Origin of the sequence: Microbacterium sp. NPDC058269 (genome assembly GCF_042881445.1) — a bacterium.
Taxonomy (GTDB): Bacteria; Actinomycetota; Actinomycetes; order Actinomycetales; family Microbacteriaceae; genus Microbacterium.
Genome location: NZ_JBHVXT010000003.1, coordinates 495396 through 516415, shown reverse-complemented (window position 1 = coordinate 516415; position 21020 = coordinate 495396). Strand labels below are relative to the sequence as shown.

At 68.3% G+C, this 21020-nt stretch carries 18 protein-coding genes; all 18 read left to right on the top strand.

Annotation, left to right across the window (positions count from 1 at the left end; all coding sequences use genetic code 11):
- The first annotated feature begins 1 nt into the window (after position 1).
- The 18 genes from mltG to gmk all read left to right on the top strand — a co-directional run bounded on the left by mltG (position 2) and on the right by gmk (position 20970).
- A complete protein-coding gene (gene mltG, locus ACFVWL_RS16065; RefSeq protein WP_387184819.1) occupies positions 2-1513 on the top strand; it encodes an endolytic transglycosylase MltG in 1512 nt (503 codons plus the stop codon).
- Between the two features lie 4 nt (positions 1514-1517).
- Positions 1518-2330, top strand: coding sequence for a shikimate dehydrogenase (locus tag ACFVWL_RS16060; protein ID WP_387184816.1), 813 nt, complete (start codon positions 1518-1520; stop codon positions 2328-2330).
- Between the two features lie 64 nt (positions 2331-2394).
- Complete coding sequence (aroC, locus tag ACFVWL_RS16055; RefSeq protein ID WP_387184813.1) at positions 2395-3624, top strand: chorismate synthase; 1230 nt, start codon at positions 2395-2397, stop codon at positions 3622-3624.
- Positions 3608-4126, top strand: a complete 519-nt coding sequence (locus ACFVWL_RS16050; RefSeq protein WP_387184810.1) for a shikimate kinase — start codon at positions 3608-3610, stop codon at positions 4124-4126. The genes aroC and ACFVWL_RS16050 overlap by 17 nt, the downstream gene beginning before the upstream one ends.
- Complete coding sequence (gene aroB, locus ACFVWL_RS16045) at positions 4123-5211, top strand: 3-dehydroquinate synthase (RefSeq protein WP_387184809.1); 1089 nt, start codon at positions 4123-4125, stop codon at positions 5209-5211. Before ACFVWL_RS16050 ends, aroB begins: the two co-directional genes overlap by 4 nt.
- Entirely contained in the window at positions 5208-5645 is a 438-nt protein-coding gene (gene aroQ, locus ACFVWL_RS16040; RefSeq protein WP_387184808.1) for a type II 3-dehydroquinate dehydratase, read from the top strand. Before aroB ends, aroQ begins: the two co-directional genes overlap by 4 nt.
- Before the next feature lie 55 nt (positions 5646-5700).
- Positions 5701-6261, top strand: a complete 561-nt coding sequence (efp, locus tag ACFVWL_RS16035) for an elongation factor P (RefSeq protein WP_387184805.1) — start codon at positions 5701-5703, stop codon at positions 6259-6261.
- 3 nt (positions 6262-6264) lie between these two features.
- On the top strand, positions 6265-6675 hold the full coding sequence (gene nusB, locus ACFVWL_RS16030; protein WP_387184802.1) for a transcription antitermination factor NusB: 411 nt from the start codon (positions 6265-6267) through the stop codon (positions 6673-6675).
- 80 nt (positions 6676-6755) lie between these two features.
- Entirely contained in the window at positions 6756-9716 is a 2961-nt protein-coding gene (locus ACFVWL_RS16025) for a DEAD/DEAH box helicase (RefSeq protein ID WP_387184799.1), read from the top strand.
- Positions 9717-9797: 81 nt separating this feature from the next.
- Positions 9798-11375, top strand: a complete 1578-nt coding sequence (locus ACFVWL_RS16020) for a Rieske 2Fe-2S domain-containing protein (protein WP_387184796.1) — start codon at positions 9798-9800, stop codon at positions 11373-11375.
- Between the two features lie 84 nt (positions 11376-11459).
- Positions 11460-11990: a bifunctional pyr operon transcriptional regulator/uracil phosphoribosyltransferase PyrR gene (gene pyrR, locus ACFVWL_RS16015; protein ID WP_387184793.1), complete on the top strand. Its 531-nt coding sequence runs from the start codon at positions 11460-11462 to the stop codon at positions 11988-11990.
- Positions 11987-12952, top strand: a complete 966-nt coding sequence (locus ACFVWL_RS16010) for an aspartate carbamoyltransferase catalytic subunit (protein ID WP_387184790.1) — start codon at positions 11987-11989, stop codon at positions 12950-12952. Before pyrR ends, ACFVWL_RS16010 begins: the two co-directional genes overlap by 4 nt.
- Positions 12949-14253 (top strand): dihydroorotase, encoded by a 1305-nt coding sequence (locus ACFVWL_RS16005; RefSeq protein ID WP_387184787.1) that lies wholly within the window; start codon positions 12949-12951, stop codon positions 14251-14253. Before ACFVWL_RS16010 ends, ACFVWL_RS16005 begins: the two co-directional genes overlap by 4 nt.
- Positions 14250-14762, top strand: coding sequence for a hypothetical protein (locus tag ACFVWL_RS16000; protein ID WP_387184785.1), 513 nt, complete (start codon positions 14250-14252; stop codon positions 14760-14762). The genes ACFVWL_RS16005 and ACFVWL_RS16000 overlap by 4 nt, the downstream gene beginning before the upstream one ends.
- A complete protein-coding gene (gene carA, locus ACFVWL_RS15995; RefSeq protein ID WP_387184782.1) occupies positions 14759-15937 on the top strand; it encodes a glutamine-hydrolyzing carbamoyl-phosphate synthase small subunit in 1179 nt (392 codons plus the stop codon). The genes ACFVWL_RS16000 and carA overlap by 4 nt, the downstream gene beginning before the upstream one ends.
- The gene (gene carB, locus ACFVWL_RS15990; protein ID WP_387184779.1) at positions 15937-19224 is read left to right on the top strand and encodes a carbamoyl-phosphate synthase large subunit; all 3288 of its coding nucleotides are present in this window, start codon (positions 15937-15939) and stop codon (positions 19222-19224) included. Before carA ends, carB begins: the two co-directional genes overlap by 1 nt.
- Positions 19221-20066, top strand: coding sequence for an orotidine-5'-phosphate decarboxylase (gene pyrF / locus ACFVWL_RS15985; RefSeq protein WP_387184777.1), 846 nt, complete (start codon positions 19221-19223; stop codon positions 20064-20066). Before carB ends, pyrF begins: the two co-directional genes overlap by 4 nt.
- The gene (gmk, locus tag ACFVWL_RS15980) at positions 20059-20970 is read left to right on the top strand and encodes a guanylate kinase (protein ID WP_387184774.1); all 912 of its coding nucleotides are present in this window, start codon (positions 20059-20061) and stop codon (positions 20968-20970) included. Before pyrF ends, gmk begins: the two co-directional genes overlap by 8 nt.
- The last annotated feature ends 50 nt before the right edge of the window (positions 20971-21020 follow it).

Below are 21020 nucleotides of genomic sequence, written 5' to 3'. Positions count from 1 at the left end.
GATGTCTGAACGTGACAGCGCCACCCCCCGGCACGACCCTGATTCCCGGCTGGGCGACCTGTTCGAGAATCTGCCCGACCCTACGCCGCAGATCCCGACCGTCGACAACAGCGCTCCGGCGCCCGGCTCTCGTCGCGCCGCCCGTGAAGCGGCTGCCGGTGAGGGAACCGCGACACCCCCGCGGGGCACGGCCAGCACGCCTGCCGACCCGTCGGCTGTACCGGTGCGGGGATCTGCAGATGAAGCCGTCCACTCGAACGCGGTGCCGTCTCCGACGCCCGTCCGCGCCTCGGCCGACGCCGCAGAGACTCCTACCCGTGCTCTGCCACAGGTGGCACCCGCGGTCACGGCCTCGGCTGCCGACGCGCCCGAACCGGTGATCGGCGGTGGCCTCGACGACCTCTTCGTCCCGCACGACGACCACGTGGATCCGAAGCCGGCGAAGAAGAAGCGCCGCAAAGGATGCCTGATCGCGCTGATCATCGTCCTCGCCGTCTTCGGCGGTATCGCGGCGGGTGGGGCCTGGGCATGGAGCACGTACGGGGACAAGATCAGCGATGCCATGGGCTGGGGCGAGTCGAAGGACTGGGAGCCGGGGCTGGCGAACGGCGAGGCCCTGGTCACGATCAAGCAGGGCGACACGGGTGGGCCGGTGTCCACGGCGCTCTACGAAGCGGGTGTGACGAAGACTGAAGATGTGTTCTACGACTACATCGTCGACGAGAACCTCGCCGTCACGTTCTATCCGGGTGTCTACCGCCTGCAGAAGAAGATGACCGCAGAAGCCGCTCTCGCCGCGCTCAAGGACGATGCCAACAAGATGGCGAACGCCGTCTCCGTCTCGGAGGGCGGCACGATCGTCTCCTCACTGCCCGGGATGGCAGAGACACTGGGACTCCCGCTGGCCGACTTCGAGGCCGCAGTCCAGGATCCGTCGGCTTACGGCGTCGATGCGCCGAGCCTGGAGGGCTGGCTGTTCCCCGCGGTGTACGAGTTCGATCCGGGGGTGACCGCACCCCAGGTGATCCAGCGCATGGTGGACCGCACCCGCGAATCGCTCGCCAATGCCGGCGTTCCTGCGGAAGATGCCGAGCGGATCCTGACGATCGCCTCGATCATCCAGCGCGAGGGACGACTCGACGACTTCGCGAAAGTCTCGAGAGTCATCCAGAACCGTCTCGACATCGACATGAAGTTGCAGATGGACTCCACGGCGCAGTACGGATATGGTTCGCTGCACGAAGGCGTCGTGTCGAGCTCCAAAGAAGCCCTCGAGGACGACAACGACTGGAACACCTACGTGCGTACCGGTCTCCCCGCGACGCCGATCGCCAGCCCGAGCGACGCGGCCATCAAGGCGGCGATGGAACCCGCCGACGGTCCGTGGCTGTACTTCGTCACGATCAACCTGGCGACGGGCGAGACGCAGTTCTCCGAGACCATGGCCGAGCACGAGCAGGGGATCGAGAAGTGGCGCGAATGGTGCCGGGCGAACCCCGAGGGTGGCTGCTGAGACGGTGACACGTTCTCGATTGGCGGTCTGGGGCGACCCGATCGCGCATTCCAAGTCCCCGGCCCTGCACGCCGCCGCATACCGCGTGCTCGACCTGGATTGGGAGTACGGGCGGCGTCAGGTGTCGGCTGCGGACTTCGCTCCGGCCCTCGTTCAGCTCGACGGCACGTGGCGCGGCCTCTCGCTGACGATGCCGTTGAAGGAGGAGGCGTTCCGTGCGGCAGCGACGCGGGATCGTCACGCGGAGCTCACCGGGGCTGTCAACACCCTCCTGCTGGGGGAGTGTCCCGCCGGGTTCAACACCGATGTCGGTGGGATCGTCGACGCCCTCGCGGAGGCGCACGTGACCGAGGTCGAGCAGGTGCGGATCCTCGGAGCCGGGGCCACCGCCGCGTCCGCTCTCGTCGCCGCGTCCGAGATCGGTGCGGCGCGAGCTGATGTGCGAGCGCGGCGTCCCGAGTCCGCGGTCCCACTGGTGGCTCTCGGCGAGCAGCTCGGCGTCGTCGTGGAGGTCGACTCCTTCGACGCGTCGGCACCCGCCGTCGGCCTGACGGTGGCCACCCTGCCCAGCGGCACCGCGCTTCCCGCCGATATCGCCACCGCACTGGCCGCGCAGGGAGGTGTGCTCTTCGATGCCGCGTACGCGCCGTGGCCGTCCGCTCTCGCGGCGACCTGGGAGGGCGACCGCGCGATCTCAGGACTCGGCATGCTGCTGCACCAGGCGGTCCGCCAGATCCGCATCTTCCGGCACGGCGATCCGGCGATCGAGCTGCCCGGTGAGGACGCGGTGATCGCCGCGATGCGCGCTTCCCTCTGAGGCGGACGGCGCACACGACGAAACGCGGCGCGGCGGGGGGCCGAACCCGTGGGAGACTGGAGCAATGCTCCGCGTGCTCACGGCCGGCGAATCGCACGGCCCAGAACTCATCGCCGTCATGGAGGGTCTGCCCTCCGGCGTCCCTGTGTCTTCCGAGGCCATTCAGGCCGATCTCGCTCGTCGCAAGCTGGGCTATGGCCGCGGCTCGCGGATGAAGTTCGAGCAGGACGAGCTGACGATCTCCGGCGGTGTGCGCCACGGAAAGAGCCTCGGCAGCCCGATCGCCCTGCGCATCGGCAACACCGAGTGGCCGAAGTGGATCGAGGTCATGAACCCCGAACCCGTCGAGCTCACGGACAAGTCCCGCGGGCGCAGCGCTCCCCTCACGCGTCCGCGACCGGGGCACGCCGACCTGGTGGGCATGCAGAAGTACGACTTCGACGAGGCGCGGCCGATCCTCGAACGCGCGAGTGCCCGTGAGACGGCTGCTCGTGTCGCGCTCGGAGCGATCGCCCGGTCCTTCCTCGGCGAACTGGGCATCCGCCTCGTCAGCCACACGCTGTCGATCGGCCCGGTGCGCGTGCCCGAGGGCGCGCCGCTGCCCACCCCGGATGACGTCGACGCGCTCGACGCCGATCCGCTGCGGTGCTTCGATGCCGCGACCTCCGCGCTGATGGTCGCCGAGGTCGATGACGCGAAGAAGGACGGCGACACGCTCGGCGGCATCGTCGAGGTGCTCGCATACGGATTGCCTCCGGGGCTCGGCTCCCACGTGCACTGGGATCGGCGCCTCGATGCGCGTCTGGCCCAGGCGCTCATGAGCATCCAGGCGATCAAGGGCGTCGAGGTCGGCGACGGCTTCGAGACCACACGTCGTCGCGGCTCTGCAGCCCACGACGAGCTCTTCGCCACCGCCGACGGCATCACGCGGGGCTCCGACCGTGCCGGTGGCACCGAGGGCGGTATGTCGACCGGCACCGTGCTGCGTGTGCGCGCCGGGATGAAGCCGATCGCCACCGTGCCGCATGCGCTGCGCACGATCGACATCGCGACGGGAGACGACGCCACCGCCCACCACCAGCGTTCCGATGTGTGCGCGGTGCCGGCGGCGGGTGTGGTAGCCGAGGCGATGGTCGCGGTCGAGCTCGCCAACGCCGTGCTCGAGAAGTTCGGCGGCGACAGCATCCGCGAGACGCGTCGCAACCTCGACGGGTACCTGGATGGCATCCCCGCCGAGCTGCGCACGACACCCGCGTCCGAGGCGGCGCTCATCGCGCATGACGAGCGCGGCTGATCCGCTGACGCTGGTGCTGGTCGGTCCCATGGCCGCCGGGAAGACCAGCGTCGGCAGACGCGTCGCTCGTCGTCTCGGAGTCGCCTTCATCGACACCGACAAGCGCATCGTCGCCGCTCACGGACCCATTCCCGGCATTTTCGAGGAGCACGGTGAGGAGCACTTCCGTGCCCTCGAACGAGAAGCCGTGGCCGAGGCCCTCTCCGAGGGCGGCGTGATCTCGCTCGGTGGCGGTGCGGTGACCGAGGCGGCGACGCGCGAGCTGTTGACGGAGCACCCGGTCGTGTTCCTGACCGTGAGCCCCGAGGCGGTCGCCGACAGATTGCGGGGAAGCAGTCGTCCGCTGCTGGCGGGCGAGGACCCGCTGGAGCGGTGGAAGAAGATCTTCGAGGAGCGTCGGGGGTGGTACGCCGAGGTGTCCTCGGCGACCTTCGACACCTCACGTCGTCCGATGCAGAAGATCGCGGACGAAATCGTGGCATGGAGGAGAGAGCAGCGATGAGCACGACGACCATCAACGTCACCGGGAACGACGCCTACGACATCACGATCGGACGAGGGATCCTCGACCGGGTCTCCGCCGCCCTTGCGCCCGGGGTGCGCAAGGTTCTGGTCGTGCACCCGCCGACGCTCGCCGCGCGCGCAGCCGAACTGCGCGATCGCCTCCTCGCCGACACCGCGGAGGGCCCGCGCGAAGTGCTCCTCGCCGAGATCCCGGATGCGGAGCAGGGCAAGCGCATCGAGGTCGCGGCCTTCTGCTGGCAGGTCATGGGTCAGGCCGACTTCACCCGCAGCGACGCCGTCATCGGGTACGGCGGCGGCTCGGTCACCGATCTCGCAGGCTTCGTCGCGGCCACCTGGCTGCGCGGCGTGCAGCTCGTCCAGGTGCCGACCACTGTGCTCGGACTCGTCGATGCCGCGGTCGGCGGCAAGACCGGGGTCAACACGGCGGAGGGCAAGAACCTCGTGGGCGCCTTCTGGGCACCGACCAGTGTCGTCGGAGACCTCGACGAGCTGGCTAGCCTGAGCCCGAATGAGGCCACGGCCGGTTTCGCCGAGGTCGTGAAGGCCGGGTTCATCTGGGCCCCCGAGATCCTCGACCTCGTCGAGGCCGATCCCGCTCGTGTCGTGGACCCGACGACAGACGAGTTCCGTCGTTCCATCGAGTTCGCCATCGACATGAAGGCCAAGGTCGTGTCCGACGACTTCCGCGAGGCGGGTCTTCGCGAGATCCTGAACTACGGTCACACGCTCGGGCACGCGATCGAGCACGCGGAGCGGTACCGATGGCGTCACGGCGCCGCGATCTCGGTCGGCATGCTGTATGCGGCCGAGCTCTCCCGTCTCGCGGGACGGCTGTCCGACACCGCGGCCGAGCGCCACCGCACCATCCTGGAATCGCTGGGTCTTCCCACCTCGTACCGCGCCGGGGCCTGGCCGCAGCTGCTCGCCACGATGCAGCGCGACAAGAAGAGCCGTGGCGGGATGCTGCGCTTCATCCTGCTCGACGACATCGCGAAGCCGACGGTGCTGCAGGCTCCCGACGAGTCGCTGATGTTCGCCGCCTATCAGGAGGTCGGCGCGTGAGCCGACGCATCCTCCTCGTCAACGGGCCGAACCTGAACCTGCTCGGTTCGCGGGAGCCGGAGGTCTACGGCACGGCGACGCTCTCCGACGTGGAGCGCATCGTCGGCGATGCTGCGGCCGAGTTCGGGATCGAGGTGCGCGCTGTGCAGAGCAACCACGAGGGGGTGCTCATCGATGCGATCCACGACGCCCGTGAGGACTGCGCAGCCATCGTGATCAATCCCGGGGGCCTCACACACACCTCCGTGGTGCTCCGCGATGCGCTCACCGGAGTGTCCCTGCCGTTCGCCGAGGTGCACATCTCCGACGTGTACGCGCGTGAGGAGTTCCGGCACCACTCGTACCTCGACGATGTCGCCGCCGTGCGTGTCGTCGGGCGCGGTGTCGACGGCTACGCGGACGCCGTGCGACAGCTCGCAGCACTCATCCCTTAGAATCGACTGTCGGCCTCGTCCGACCCCGCAGACTCACGAACGGAACTCGCAGCGCATGGCATCTACCGCAGACATCAAGAACGGCGTCGTCCTCAGCATCGACGGGCAGCTCTGGAGCGTCATCGAGTTCCAGCACGTCAAGCCCGGCAAGGGTGGTGCCTTCGTGCGCACCAAGCTGAAGAACGTCGTGTCCGGCAAGGTCGTCGACCGCACGTACAACGCCGGTGCGAAGATCGAGATCGAGAACGTCGATCGCCGCGACTACACGTACCTGTACACCGATGGCGACGGATACGTCTTCATGGACCAGACCGATTTCGACCAGATCACGGTCGGCGCAGCCACGGTCGGCGACGCGAAGAACTTCCTGCTCGAGAACCAGGCGGTCACGATCGCCCTGAACAACGGCAACCCCCTGTACATCGACCTCCCGGCGTCCGTGATCCTCGAGATCACCTACACCGAGCCGGGTCTGCAGGGCGACCGCTCTTCGGCCGGCACCAAGCCCGCCACGCTCGAGACCGGCTACGAGATCCAGGTGCCGCTGTTCGTCGAGGCCGGCACCAAGGTCAAGGTCGACACCCGCACGGGTGACTACCTCGGCCGCGAGAAGTAAGGCGTGAGCGCCCGGACGAAGGCGCGCAAGCGCGCTCTCGACATCCTGTTCTCCGCCGATGTGCGCGGTGACGACCTCGCGGTGACGCTGGCTGCTGAGGCGAAGCGCGCCGCGAGCGAGCCCGCACGCGAGGCCTCGTGGCTCTACGCCCGCGAGATCGTGGACGGCATCATCGACGCGCGCGACGAGATCGACGAACACATCACCACTCACAGCAGGGACTGGAAGCTGGAGCGGATGCCCGCAGTGGATCGCGCTCTGCTCCGCATCGCGGTGTGGGAGATCATCTACAACGACGAGGTGCCGACGGCTGTCGCGATCGATGAGGCCGTCGAGCTCGCGAAGGAGTTCTCGACCGACGACTCCGGCGCGTTCGTGCACGGTGTGCTCGCACGGGTGGCCCGCGCCGCCTGACCCGTCCGGGCCGCCTGACCCGTCCGGTAGGAGGCACCGTCGGCGGTGGCGTTGTCGGCGGTGTCGGAGAGGATGGCCGCATGTCCCTCTCACACGACCCGTCCCGCTCGGAGGGCTCGTCATCCGCGGATTGGCGGAGCATCCTCGGCTCGGCGCCGGCGGATGCTGACACCCCGCTCGCGCTCGGAGTCGAGCTCCGGGTGCGCGATGGTCGTGGGGCGAATCCGTGGGCGTCCCGCCCCCAGCGCACGGCGACAGCCCGTGATGTCGCGAAGCGCACGGGCGAGATCCTGCTCGGCATCCGCCCTGTCGAGAAGAGCACGGCCACGGGTTCCTGGGTGCAGGGGGCAGCGACGTGGGACGCGGTGCGGCGTTCACCGACACAATACGGACGCGATCGCTCGCGATGGTTCGCCGATCTGCTCAGCATCGCCCGCGACACGCTGCTGTCCGGCACGGCCGGTGACTGGCTCGTCGCCGATCTGATCGAGTCGGGACTCTTCTGGGGGCACCTGCGCGCCGCCGCGGACGTCGGCATCCCGCTCGTCGCCATGCAGAAGAGCACGACCGTCGTGCTCGCGGATCGTGCGTCCATCGGTGCGACGGTCGAGCGCGACGACGGAGGCGGACTCATCGTACGACCCCAGATCGTGATCGACGGCCGCGACGCAGACCCCGTCACCGTACAGGCGATCGGTCACAGCGGCGTGTACGAGATCGCGCAGCGGGGGACTGCGCTGCGCGTGACGCTCGCAGAGGTGCCGATCAGCGAGCCGGTCCACGCTCTGCTCGGCGCCCGGACGGGGCTCGAGGTGCCGGCGAGCGACGAGTCCGTCTTCTTCCGTGACGCTTATCCACTGCTTGCCCGGCGTATCGAGGTGCGCCCGGTCGGCCGCGTCGAGCTGCCCGCGCTGCCCGCTCCTCGGCCGGTTCTGGAACTCTCGTTCCACCGTGGCGACACGGTCAAGTACACGTTCGAATGGGACTATCGCGGGTTCGGCCGCGTGCCGTTCCCGCCCAGTGGGGATGCCGTGCGCGACGTCGCCGCCGAGGACGCACTCCGAGACCCGTTGCAGGCGGTCTGGGCAGAGCACCTGGGCACGACACTCGCCCCGACGGGCTCGTTCCACGACGTCGCTGCGGCCGAGTTCGTCACCCGCACGGTGCCCGCGCTCGAGACCGAGGGCGTCACGGTCACGGTGTCGGGTCGTCGCAAGAGCTATCACGAACTCACAGGTGAGCCCGAGATCACGGTCTCCACCGTCGAGAGCAGCGACCCCGATTGGTTCGACCTGGGGGTCCTGGTCAAGATCGACGGACGCACCATCCCGTTCGAGCCGCTCTTCACGGCGCTCAGCAAGGGGCGGAAGAAGCTGCTGCTCGTCGACGGCAGTTACTTCTCCCTGAACCATCGAGCCCTCGATCGGCTGCGGGAGTTGATCGACGAGTCCGGGGAGCTCGACGAATGGGAGACCGGCCCGCGCATCAGCCGCTACCAGACCGATCTCTGGGAGGAATTCGAGGACCTCGCCGATGAAGCGGTTCCCGCCGTCACGTGGCGCGCGACCGCCGACGGTCTCCGCACCGCCACCTCGGTGCCCGCCGTGGCGGTGCCGTCGGGGATCACTGCCGGGCTGCGGCCGTACCAGAAGGAAGGCCTCGACTGGCTCGCCTTCCTGTGGAGCCATCGCCTGGGTGGCATCCTCGCCGACGACATGGGGCTCGGCAAGACGCTCCAGCTCCTGGCCCTGATCGCGCATGCTCGAGAGACGGGGGAGCGGCGTCCGTTCCTCGCCGTGGTGCCGACGTCGGTCCTGTCGACCTGGCGCAGCGAGGCTGAGCGCTTCGCGCCCGCCCTCCGGGTGCTGCTCCGGGGGAGCACGCAGGGCCCATCACTCGACGAGAGCATCCGTGACGTCCATCTCGTCATCACGACCTATGCCGTCGCCCGTCTCGATCAGGCCGAGTACGCCCGCGTCGACTGGGCGGGACTCATCCTCGACGAGGCGCAGTTCGTGAAGAACCCGGCGACCAAGCTGCACCGCGCCGTCGCCTCGTTCCGCGCGGACGTGACCTTCGCGGTCACCGGCACCCCGATGGAGAACAGCCTCAGCGAACTGTGGGCGCTCTTGAAGCTCACCGCGCCCGGTCTCTTCGCCTCCGCGCGCAAGTTCCGCGAGCAGTACATCCAGCCCATCGAGCAGGGGAAGGTCCCGGAGAACGAGGAGGGTGGCGCCTATCGCCAGCGCCGGCTCGAGCAGCTGCGTCGGCGCATCCGGCCGCTGCTGCTGCGACGCACCAAGGAGCTCGTGGCCCCGGACCTGCCGCCGAAGCAGGAGCAGATCCTCGACGTCGAGCTCAGCTCCGCCCACCGCGCGCTGTACGAGGTCGTCCTGCAGCGCGAACGTCAGAAGGTCCTCGGCCTGCTGGAAGACCTCGATCGCAATCGCTTCATCGTGTTTCGCTCGCTCACTCTGATGCGGATGCTCAGCCTCGCTCCGGGGCTCATCGACCCTGAAGACGCGAAGATCGGCTCGCGCAAGCTCGACGTGCTGCTCGAGCGTGTGGTCGAGCTGCAGGCCGAGGGCCACCGGGCGCTCGTGTTCAGTCAGTTCACGTCGTTCCTCGACCTGGCGGCGGCCCGCCTCGATGCTGCCGGCATTCCGTACGCGCACCTGGACGGATCGACCCGCCACCGCCAGAAGGTCATCGACAGCTTCACCTCGGGGGAGCAGCCGGTCTTCCTGATCAGCCTGAAAGCCGGCGGATTCGGCCTCACCCTGACCGAGGCTGATTACGTGTTCCTGCTCGATCCGTGGTGGAACCCGGCGGCGGAGGCGCAGGCGGTGGACCGCACGCACCGCATCGGCCAGGAGAGTCAGGTGTTCGTCTACCGGATGATCTCCACCGGCACGATCGAGGAGAAGGTGCTCCACCTGCAGCGCCGCAAAGCCCGGTTGTTCACCGCCGTGCTCGACGACGAGGCGCTGTTCGCGCAGTCGCTCTCGGCCGACGACATCCGCGGCCTGTTCGAGGGCTGACCGGAATACTCACGGCCGGGTCGACCGGGCGCACAGGGAGCCCTCGGTACAATCGAACGGTTCACTTTCGGGAGGAATGCAATGCGGATCACGGGACTCGGCCACGCCGGGATGTTCATCGAGACCTTGGGCGGGAACATCATCTGCGACCCGGTCCTCGGACCCTCGTTCTACGGATCCTGGTTCCCGTTCCCCGACAACCGGGGCCTGGATTGGGAGCGCTTCGGACGTGAGGCCGACTTCCTCTGGATCTCGCACCGCCACCGCGATCACTTCGACCCGAGGCTGCTCGAGCGGTACATCCGCAAGGACATCGAGGTGCTGCTCCCGGAGTATCCGACCGATGACCTCGAGAAGGACATCCGCGCCCTCGGGTACACGAACATCACCTACGCGCCGGCAGGCCAGGTGATCCAGCGCGGTGAACTCAAGATGATGATCACGCCGCTCCGCGCTCCCAGCGACGGCCCGATCGGGGACTCCTCGCTGAGCGTCGACGACGGCACCGGCTCGGTGCTCAACCAGAACGACTCGCACCCGCTCGATCTCGAGAAGCTGCTCGACTTCGGCAAGCCCGACGCCTACTTCACGCAGGTCTCCGGCGCGATCTGGTGGCCCATGGTCTACGACCTGCCGCTGGACGCCAAGCAGAACTTCGCACGGCTCAAGCGCGAGGCGCAGAATAAGCGCGCGATGTACTACATCGAGAAGGTCGACGCCCCGCACGTCTTCCCGATGGCGGGGCCGCCCATGTTCCTGCGCGACGATCTGTTCGACTTCAACGGGCTCGGCAAGAACGGCGAGTCGATCTTCACGGATCAGAAGCAGTTCCTCGCCCACATGAAGGAGCTCGCGCCCCAGTACGACGGGCAGCTCTTCATCCCCGGCACCGTCGTCACGGTCGAGGGGGGAGCGGTCACGACCGAGCAGACCCTTTACACCGAGACCGAGATCGCGCACATCTTCGATGAGAAGTGGGAGTACCTCGAGGAGCAGCGGGCGAGCCGGCAGCAGGAGATCCGCGACGAGGAGGCGTCTCGTGCCGCCGTCATCCCGCCCGCGGAGATGCTCGAGGCGATCAAGACCTGGTGGGAGCCCCTGCTGAAGAAGTCCCGCACGATCCGGCTCGGCGTCGGTGGATGCGTGCGCTTCCGCATCGGCGAGCTCGACATGGTCGTCGATTTCCCCCGGGCGAAGGTCCGCGAGTACGCGGGCGAAGAGTGCGTGTACTGGTACACGATCCCTGCCGATCTGGTCTCGACGAACATCGTCGATCACGAGATCGACTGGTCCAACTCGATCTTCCTCTCGATGCAGTTCTCGGTGGGCCGCAGCGGCAAGTTCAACGAGTTCCTCACCACGTTCCTCAAGTGCCTCTCGGTCGATCGGATCGAGTACGTCGAGAACTGGTACCAGGAGCAGACCGACCAGACCGAGGACGCCGAGATCGGCGACTGGGTCGTGCAGCGCCGTTGCCCGCACCTCCGCGCCGACCTCACCCGCACCGGAACGGTCGACGAAGACGGCATCCTCACGTGCAGCATGCACGACTGGAAGTGGGACCTGAAGACCGGTCGCTGCCTCTCCACTGCGGGACACCCGATCCGCTCCTCGAAGATCGACGACGTCACCGACCCTGTGCTGCAGGAGGCCAGCTGAGCCGCGGGAGCATCCACGCTCGGATAGACTGACGTCACAAGCAACCTTTAACACCGTCCTGTGAGGCGGAGAAGGGAGCGGCCGATGAGCATACGCACCGTGCTGCACGAAGCCGACATCTCACGAGCGCTGACTCGAATCGCGCACGAGATCCTCGAATCCAATCGTGGAGCCGAGAATCTCGTCCTGCTGGGCATTCCGACCCGCGGCGTCACGCTCGCCCACCGCCTCGGACTGCTGATCAGCGAGATCGCGCAGCAGCCCGTCCCGGCTGGAGCGCTCGATGTCACGCTCTTCCGCGACGATCTCGCCAAGCACCCGACACGCTCTCCGCAGCCCACCGAGATCCCCGTCGGAGGCATCGACGGCAAGACCGTGGTGCTCGTGGACGATGTCCTCTTCTCCGGTCGCAGCATCCGCGCCGCGTTGGACGCGATCCAGTCGATCGGACGCCCCGCCGTCGTGCGACTGGCGATCCTGGTCGACCGCGGGCACCGCGAGCTTCCGATCCGCCCCGACTACATCGGCAAGAACATCCCCTCGGCCCGCACCGAGCGCGTCAACGTTCGTCTCCTCGAGAACGATGGCGCCGAGGAGGTGACGATCGGCGAATGAGACACCTCCTCGACACCCGCACCCTCGACAGGGCGACCGCCCTTCGCATCCTCGACGTCGCCGAGGACATGTCCGACACGCAGTCGCGCGAGGTCAAGAAGCTCCCGACGCTGCGCGGCAAGACCGTCGTGAACCTCTTCTTCGAAGACTCGACCCGTACCCGCATCTCGTTCGAGGCCGCCGCCAAGCGCCTCTCCGCCGACGTCATCAACTTCGCGGCGAAGGGCTCGAGCGTCTCGAAGGGCGAGAGCCTGAAGGACACCGCGCAGACGCTGGAGGCCATCGGCGCAGACGCTGTCGTCGTCCGCCATCCCGGCTCCGGCGCCCCGCAGACCCTCGCCACCAGCGGCTGGATCTCGGCCGGTGTGGTCAACGCCGGCGACGGCACCCACGAGCACCCGACGCAGGCGCTGCTCGACGCCTTCACGATCCGCAAGCGCCGCTTCGGCGCCGACAGCCGCGGTCGTGACCTCAGCGGTCTGCGCGTCGTGATCGTCGGCGACGTGCTGCACTCGCGGGTCGCGCGCTCCAACGTCTGGCTGCTCACCACGCTCGGCGCCGAGGTCACGCTGGTCGCGCCGCCGACCCTGGTTCCGCAGAACGTGTCCCTCTGGCCGGTCCGTGTCGTCTACGACCTCGATGAGGCGCTGGCGGAAGAGCCGGATGCCGTCATGATGCTGCGCATTCAGCTGGAACGGATGAACGCGGCGTATTTCCCCACTGAGCGGGAGTATTCCCGCCGCTGGGGTCTGGACGCACGGCGTGTTGCCGCGCTTCCGGGCGGTAGCATTGTCATGCACCCCGGACCCATGAACCGGGGACTGGAGATCTCCTCGGAAGCAGCCGATTCCCCCCGCTCGACGGTGCTGGAACAGGTCACGAACGGAGTATCCGTCCGCATGGCGGTGCTGTACCTGCTGCTGGCAGGAGAACGAGACGACGAACGAGGGGGAGACCTGTGAACGAGACCCTCGTCATCACCGGTGCACAGCTGCTCGGTGCGGAGAGCGCCGACATCATCATCGAAGACGGACGGATCGCCGAGATCGGCAACGGGCTGAAGCGCTCGGGTGCGCGCGTCATCGACGCGGCGGGGCTCGTCGCGCTGCCGGGCCTGGTCGACCTCCACACACATCTGCGGGAGCCCGGTTACGAAGCCTCCGAGACGATCCTCACGGGGACGAGGGCTGCGGCCGCCGGTGGTTTCACCGCCGTCTTCGCGATGCCCAACACCTCGCCGGTCGCCGACACCGCGGGTGTCGTCGAGCAGGAGCTCGCTCTCGGTGAAGCAGCCGGATACGCCACGGTGCAACCCATCGGCGCCGTCACCGTGGGCCAGAGGGGCGAGCGCCTCGCGGAGCTGGGCGCGATGGCCACCTCCCGCGCGCAGGTGCGCGTCTTCAGCGACGACGGCTTCTGCGTGTTCGACCCGCTCATCATGCGCCGCGCACTGGAGTACGTGAAGTCGTTCGACGGCGTCATCGCCCAGCACGCGCAGGATCCCCGCCTCACCGAGGGCGCGCAGATGAACGAGGGCACGGTGTCTGCGGAGCTGGGCCTCGCCGGCTGGCCCGCTGTCGCCGAGGAGTCGATCATCGCCCGGGATGTGCTGCTGGCCGAGCACGTCGGTTCGCGGTTGCACGTCTGCCACCTCTCGACCGCAGGCTCGGTGGACATCATCCGCTGGGCCAAGAAGCGCGGCATCAACGTCACGGCCGAGGTCACCCCGCACCACCTGCTGCTGACCGACGAGCTCGTGCGCGGATACGACGCACGCTTCAAGGTCAACCCGCCCCTGCGGCGGGAAGAGGACGTGCTGGCTGTGCGCGAAGGCCTCGCCGACGGCACGATCGACATCGTCGCCACGGACCACGCTCCGCACCCGAGCGAGCACAAGGCGTGCGAGTGGCAGGCGGCGGCGAACGGCATGGTGGGTCTCGAGAGCGCCCTGCGGGTCGTGCACCAGTCGATGGTCCAGACCGGACTGCTCGAGTGGTCGGACATCGCGCGCGTGATGAGCGCGGCCCCGGCCCGGATCGGACGCCTCACAGGCCACGGCACGCCGCTCGAGGTCGGACAGCCGGCGCAGATCACCCTCTACGACGCGTCGGTCGACGGCGTGTTCACCGAGGCCGACCTCCACGGTCGCAGTGTGAACTCGCCGTACCTCGGCCGCGCTCTTCCCGGACGGGTGGAATACACGCTCCACGGCGGCGTCCTCACAGTCGATGGCGGCAGCGTCGTCGAGGAGCTTCACGCATGAGCGCTCGTGACCTCGCCGTCGCGATCACGATCGCCGTCGCGCTCCTCGTGCTGCTCGTGATGCTGCTCTCCTGGCGACGACGAATCCGCCGCGATTCCGTGTTCTCGGCCCCGCTGGGTGTCCCCGAGCATGCGGAGGTCGCCCGCCGCGACGAGGTGCTGTACGTGTCGACGACACGGCATGAGCAGCCGCTCGAGCGCCTGGCGGTGTCGCCTCTCGCATATCGGGCACGCGGTGAGATCGCGCTCACGGATCGCGGTATCGCGCTCTGCCTCGACGGCACCCCGACGGTCTTCCTCGCGAAGGACCGCCTGGTCGCCGTCGACCGCGCCACGGTCACGATCGACCGCGTCGTGGAGCCCGGCGGCCTTGTGCGCATCGCCTGGAACATCGACGACGACACGATCGTCGACAGCTACCTGCGCCTCGCCACCGGCGATCCCCAGAACCTCATCTCCGACCTGCAGCGGCTCGTCCCCGCCGCCCCCGACACAGGAGCAACGTCATGACATTCTCGACACTCTCCGGGCAGGCCCCCGCGGCCCAGCTCCCCGACCCCGCCGTCCTCGTCCTGGAAGACGGCACCCGCCACACCGGCCGCGCGTACGGCGCACGTGGACGCACTCTCGGCGAAGTCGTCTTCGCGACCGGCATGTCCGGATATCAGGAGACGATCACGGATCCCTCGTATGCGGGTCAGATCGTCCTGCAGACGGCTCCGCACATCGGCAACACGGGCATGAACGACGAGGACGCCGAATCGCGTCGCATCTGGGTCGCCGGTTACATCGTGCGCGACCCCTCGCGCGTGGTCTCGAACTGGCGCGCGAACGCCTCGCTCGACGACGTGCTCGTCGCGGACGGCGTCGTGGGCATCAGCGGCATCGACACCCGCTCGATCACCCGCCACATCCGTTCCGCCGGCTCCATGCGCGGCGGCATCTTCTCCGGTGCCGACGCGGCGCTCGACCCCGAAGAGCAGGTGCGCATCGTCCGCGAGGCGCCCGAGATGGCCGGGCGCAACCTGTCGGCCGAGGTCTCGGTCGACGTCGCGACCGTGACCACGGCGATGGGGGAGCGCATCGGCAACCTGGCCGTGCTCGACCTCGGCGTCAAGCAGGCGACGATCGACAACCTCGCCGCCCGCGGCTTCGAGGTGCACGTGCTTCCGCAGAACGTGACGATCGACGAGATCCGTGCGATCGACCCCGTCGCCGTCTTCTACTCGAACGGTCCCGGCGACCCCGCGGCCTCCGGTGACCACGTCGAGCTGCTGCGCTCGGTGCTCGACGACGGGCTTCCGTTCTTCGGGATCTGCTTCGGCAACCAGCTGCTCGGCCGTGCGTTGGGCCTCGGTACCTACAAGCTGCCGTTCGGTCACCGCGGCATCAACCAGCCGGTGCTGGACAAGCAGACCGGCAAGGTCGAGATCACCGCTCACAACCACGGCTTCGCGGTCGAGGCTCCGATCGAGGGCACCTTCGACAGCCCGAACGGCTACGGCAAGGTCGAGGTCAGCCACGTCGGCCTCAACGACAACGTCGTCGAGGGACTCCGCGCCCTCGACATCCCCGCCTTCTCGGTGCAGTACCACCCCGAGGCGGCAGCGGGCCCGCACGACGCCAACTACCTCTTCGACAGGTTCCGCGACCTGGTCATCGCAAGCCAGAAGGACTCCAAGTAATGCCCAAGCGCGACGACATCAACTCCGTCCTCGTCATCGGCTCCGGCCCGATCGTCATCGGTCAGGCCTGCGAGTTCGATTACTCCGGCACCCAGGCGTGCCGCGTACTCCGCGAGGAGGGCGTCCGGGTCATCCTGGTCAACTCCAACCCGGCCACCATCATGACCGACCCCGACTTCGCCGATGCGACCTACATCGAGCCGATCACCTGGCAGGTCATCGAGACGATCATCGCGAAGGAGCGTCCGGACGCGATCCTGCCGACTCTCGGTGGTCAGACCGCGCTGAACGCCGCGATCGAGCTGCACAACCACGGCATCCTCGAGAAGTACGACGTCGAGCTCATCGGCGCCAGCTTCGAGGCGATCAACAAGGGCGAGGATCGTCAGATCTTCAAGCAGCTGGTCCTCGATGCCGGTGCGGACGTGGCGGACTCCCGCATCGCCCACACGATGGACGAGGTGCTCGCGGCCGCCGACGAGCTCGGCTACCCGATGGTGGTCCGTCCGAGCTTCACGATGGGCGGGCTGGGCTCCGGCTTCGCGTACGACGAGGAAGACCTGCGTCGCATCGCCGGCGCCGGCCTGCGCGACTCGCCCACCACCGAGGTGCTCCTGGAGGAGTCGATCCTCGGCTGGAAGGAGTACGAGCTCGAGCTGATGCGCGACACGGCCGATAACACGGTCGTCGTCTGCTCGATCGAGAACGTCGACCCGGTCGGCGTGCACACGGGTGACTCGATCACGGTCGCCCCGGCGCTCACCCTCACCGACCGCGAGTACCAGAAGATGCGCGACATCGGCATTGACATCATCCGCGCCGTCGGCGTCGACACGGGCGGGTGCAACATCCAGTTCGCCGTCGACCCGTCGAACGGCCGCATCATCGTCATCGAGATGAACCCACGCGTCTCGCGGTCCAGCGCGCTGGCATCGAAGGCCACCGGCTTCCCGATCGCGAAGCTCGCGGCCAAGCTGGCCCTGGGCTACCGTCTCGACGAGATCCCGAACGACATCACGGGCGTGACGCCGGCGAGCTTCGAGCCGACGCTCGACTACGTGGTCGTCAAGGTGCCGCGCTTCGCGTTCGAGAAGTTCCCGGCAGCCGACGCCACGCTGACCACGACCATGAAGTCCGTGGGCGAGGCCATGGCGATCGGCCGCAACTACGCGACCGCGCTGCAGAAGGCCCTCCGCTCGCTCGAGAAGCGCGGATCGAGCTTCCACTGGGGCGCCGAAGACCGCTCCGTGGAGGAGCTGCTCGAGATCTCGAAGATCCCGACCGACGGTCGAATCGTCACGCTGCAGCAGGCGCTGCGCAAGGGCGCGACCGTCGAGCAGGCGTTCGACGCGACGGCGATCGACCCGTGGTTCCTCGACCAGATGGTCCTGATCAACGAGGTCGCCGAGATCGTGCGCACGGCTCCGGAGCTGGATGCCGCGACGCTGCGCTACGCCAAGGAGCACGGCTTCTCCGACGCGCAGCTCGCAGAGCTCCGCGGCATCTCCGAGGCAGAGGTCCGGGGTGTGCGTCACGGCCTCGGCATCCGTCCGGTCTACAAGACGGTCGACACCTGCGCCGGCGAGTTCCCTGCTCTCACGCCGTACCACTACTCGAGCTACGACTTCGAGACCGAGGTCGCACCGTCCGAGCGCACCAAGGTCGTGATCATCGGATCCGGCCCGAACCGCATCGGTCAGGGCGTCGAGTTCGACTACTCGTGCGTGCACGCCTCGTTCGCGCTGTCGGACGCCGGCTTCGAGACAGTCATGGTCAACTGCAACCCGGAGACGGTCTCGACCGACTACGACACCTCCGATCGCCTGTACTTCGAGCCGCTGACGCTCGAAGACGTGCTCGAGGTGCTCGACGCCGAAGCCGCGAGCGGCACCATCCTCGGCGTCGTGTGCCAGCTCGGCGGACAGACGCCGCTCGGGCTCGCGAAGGGCATCGAGGCCGCCGGCTACACGGTGCTCGGCACCAGCCCTGAGGCGATCGACCTGGCCGAGGAGCGCGAGCTGTTCTCCCGTCTCCTCGACGAGGCGGAGCTGGTCGCGCCGCGCAACGGCACCGCGATCGACGTCGAAGGCGCCGTGCGCATCGCCGAGGAGATCGGCTACCCGGTACTGGTGCGCCCGAGCTTCGTTCTCGGTGGACGCGGCATGGAGATCGTGTACGACACCGCGTCGCTGCGTGATTACTTCGTGCGCACCGCGGGCGAGGTCGTCATCGAGGAGGGCAAGCCGCTGCTGGTCGACCGTTTCCTCGACGACGCGATCGAGCTCGACGTGGACGCGCTCTACGACGGCACCGACCTGTACATCGGCGGTGTCATGGAGCACCTCGAGGAGGCCGGCATCCACTCCGGCGACTCCAGCTGCACGCTGCCGCCGGTCTCGCTCGGCCGCACCGACGTCGACCGCGTGCGCGAGGCGACACTGGCGATCGCGAAGGGCGTGGGCGTGCGCGGACTGCTGAACGTGCAGTTCGCCATCAGCGCCGGTGTGCTCTACGTCATCGAGGCGAACCCGCGTGCCAGCCGCACCGTGCCGTTCGTGTCGAAGGCGCTCGGAATCCCGATGGCCAAGGCCGCAAGCCGCATCATGACGGGGTCGACGGTCGCCGAGCTGCGCGCCGAGGGCATGCTTCCCGAGCAGGACGGATCGCGCGTTCCGCTCGACGCCCCGGTCTCGGTGAAGGAAGCCGTGCTGCCGTTCAAGCGGTTCCGCACGGCCGACGGCAAGACGGTCGACTCCGTGCTCGGACCGGAGATGCGCTCCACCGGTGAGGTCATGGGCATCGATCGCGACTTCCCGACCGCATTCGCGAAGAGCCAGGCTGCGGCCTACGGCGGCATGCCCACGTCGGGAACCGTGTTCATCTCGGTCGCCGATTCGGACAAGCGCGCCGTCATCCTCCCCGCGCACCGCCTGCAGCAGCTCGGTTTCACGATCGTCGCGACCGAGGGCACGGCCGAGATCCTCTCGCGCAACGGCATCGCCGTGACGGTCGTCGAGAAGTACAGCGAGACGCAGGAGTCCGGGGCGAAGAACATCGTCGACCTCATCAACGAGGGCGCGATCGACATCGTCGTGAACACCCCGTCCGGCGGAGCCGCCCGCGCCGACGGCTACGAGATCCGCGCCGCCGCGGTAGCAGCGGACAAGGCGCTGTTCACCACGATGGCTGTCCTCGGCGCCGCCGTGAGCGGGATGGACGCCGCGCATGAGGGCTTCCAGGTCAAGAGCCTCCAGGAGTACGCACTGGACCGGAAGGCGGCACTGTGAGCGAAAGCTTCGGGGAACGAGTCCGCTCCGCCCTCCACGCGCGAGGGCCCCTCTGCGTCGGTATCGACCCCCACGCCGCGCTGCTCGCGGCGTGGGGGTTGACCGATGACGCCCAGGGCGTCCGTGAGTTCGGCCTGCGCACGGTCGAGGCGGCTACCGGGAAGGTCGCCGTCGTGAAGCTGCAGGTCTCGTTCTTCGAGCGCTTCGGATCGCGGGGCATCGGCGCGCTGGAAGACGTTCTGGGGGCGGCACGCGCTGCGGGGCTGCTCGTGATCGCCGATGCCAAGCGGGGCGACATCGGGTCGACGATGGACGACTACGCGCGTGCCTGGCTCACTCCCGGTTCGCCCCTGGAGGCGGATGCTCTCACCGTGAGTCCCTTCCTCGGAGTGGGTGCCCTCGACGGCACCTTCGCCGTCGCTGAGACGTATGGCAAGGGTGTGTTCGTGCTCGCTGCGACCAGCAATCCCGAGGCCGAGGGCCTGCAACGCTCCACGGGTACGACAGGGAAGACGGTGTCGGCTTCGGTCATCGCCGAGGTCTCGGCGCGCAACGCCGAGCTGGCCCCCGCGGGGGAGTGGGGGAGCTTCGGCTTCGTCATCGGCGCGACCGTCGACTGGACGCAGGCGGGCATCGGGGCCTTCTCGCCCGCGGCCCCCATCCTCGCTCCCGGCTTCGGCGCCCAGGGCGCGACGCCGACCGATCTCCGCCCGCGCTTCGGCGAGATGTCGGAGGCGGTGATCGCCAGCGAGAGCCGCAGCATCCTCTCCGCCGGCCCCGTGGATCTGGCCGAGGCCATCTCCGCACGTGCCGCCGAGTACCTCGAGGTGGCCGGTGTCTGACGCGCAGCGCACGGTTCCCGAGGTCGACAGGGCCGCAGCGGCACGGCGCGCGGTGGAACGCCGTCGGGCCAGAGCATCGGTCAAGCGAGACCTCACGATGCGCGTGGTGACGCCGCAAGCCGTGCTCCACCGGGCGACGGCGGATGCCGACTCGGTCGAGGGCTCGATGCGCATCACCGACTTCCTGCTGGCCCTTCCGGCGATCGGCGCGGGAAAGCGCGACCGCGTCCTGGAGGAGCTGCATATCTCCCCGGTGAAGCGTCTCGGGGGTCTCGGTGCCCGCCAGCGCCGCGTGCTCGAGGCCTGGCTCGATTCCCGATTCCCGGAGCCGACCCCCCGCGGTGCACGCAGCCGCCTGCTGGTACTCGCCGGCCCCACCGCCGTCGGCAAAGGGACGGTCGCCGCACACATCCGCGAGAACAACCCGGAGATCCACCTCTCGGTCTCCGCGACGACCCGGCCTCCGCGCCCCGGTGAGATCGACGGCGTGCACTACTACTTCGTGGACGACGCCGAGTTCGATCGCCTGATCGCCGACGACGAGCTGCTCGAATACGCCGTGGTGCACAACCGCTCCCGCTACGGCACTCCGCGCGCTCCGATCGATGCCGCATTGGCCGACGGCAAGACCGTCCTGCTGGAGATCGATCTGCAGGGCGCACGGCAGGTGCGCAGGGCCGAGCCCTCCGCCACGCTGATCTTCCTGCTGCCGCCGAGCTGGGACGAACTGGTGCATCGGCTGGTCGGACGAGGCACGGAAGACGCCGAGGAGAGGGCCAGACGACTGCGTACCGCGAAGGTCGAACTCGCCGCACAGAACGAGTTCGATCACCTCGTCGTGAACGAGGACGTCGCCACTGCGGCTCGCGAGGTCGTAGAATTGTCTACAAGCTCTGCGCGCTGAGCGTCTTCGCGCGCCTTTCGCACCGTCTTCGCGACGATCCCGTCGCCTGA

Excerpts from the sequence above, each read along its gene's own strand:
- ACFVWL_RS16000 (WP_387184785.1), top strand. The coding sequence starts at position 14,250 with ATGAGCGCTCGTGACCTCGCCGTCGCGATCACGATCGCCGTCGCGCTC.
- aroB (WP_387184809.1), top strand. The coding sequence starts at position 4,123 with ATGAGCACGACGACCATCAACGTCACCGGGAACGACGCCTACGACATC.
- ACFVWL_RS16025 (WP_387184799.1), top strand. The coding sequence starts at position 6,756 with ATGTCCCTCTCACACGACCCGTCCCGCTCGGAGGGCTCGTCATCCGCG.
- mltG (WP_387184819.1), top strand. The coding sequence starts at position 2 with ATGTCTGAACGTGACAGCGCCACCCCCCGGCACGACCCTGATTCCCGG.
- pyrR (WP_387184793.1), top strand. The coding sequence starts at position 11,460 with ATGAGCATACGCACCGTGCTGCACGAAGCCGACATCTCACGAGCGCTG.
- carB (WP_387184779.1), top strand. The coding sequence starts at position 15,937 with ATGCCCAAGCGCGACGACATCAACTCCGTCCTCGTCATCGGCTCCGGC.
- aroC (WP_387184813.1), top strand. The coding sequence starts at position 2,395 with ATGCTCCGCGTGCTCACGGCCGGCGAATCGCACGGCCCAGAACTCATC.
- efp (WP_387184805.1), top strand. The coding sequence starts at position 5,701 with ATGGCATCTACCGCAGACATCAAGAACGGCGTCGTCCTCAGCATCGAC.
- carA (WP_387184782.1), top strand. The coding sequence starts at position 14,759 with ATGACATTCTCGACACTCTCCGGGCAGGCCCCCGCGGCCCAGCTCCCC.
- ACFVWL_RS16050 (WP_387184810.1), top strand. The coding sequence starts at position 3,608 with ATGACGAGCGCGGCTGATCCGCTGACGCTGGTGCTGGTCGGTCCCATG.
- ACFVWL_RS16010 (WP_387184790.1), top strand. The coding sequence starts at position 11,987 with ATGAGACACCTCCTCGACACCCGCACCCTCGACAGGGCGACCGCCCTT.
- ACFVWL_RS16020 (WP_387184796.1), top strand. The coding sequence starts at position 9,798 with ATGCGGATCACGGGACTCGGCCACGCCGGGATGTTCATCGAGACCTTG.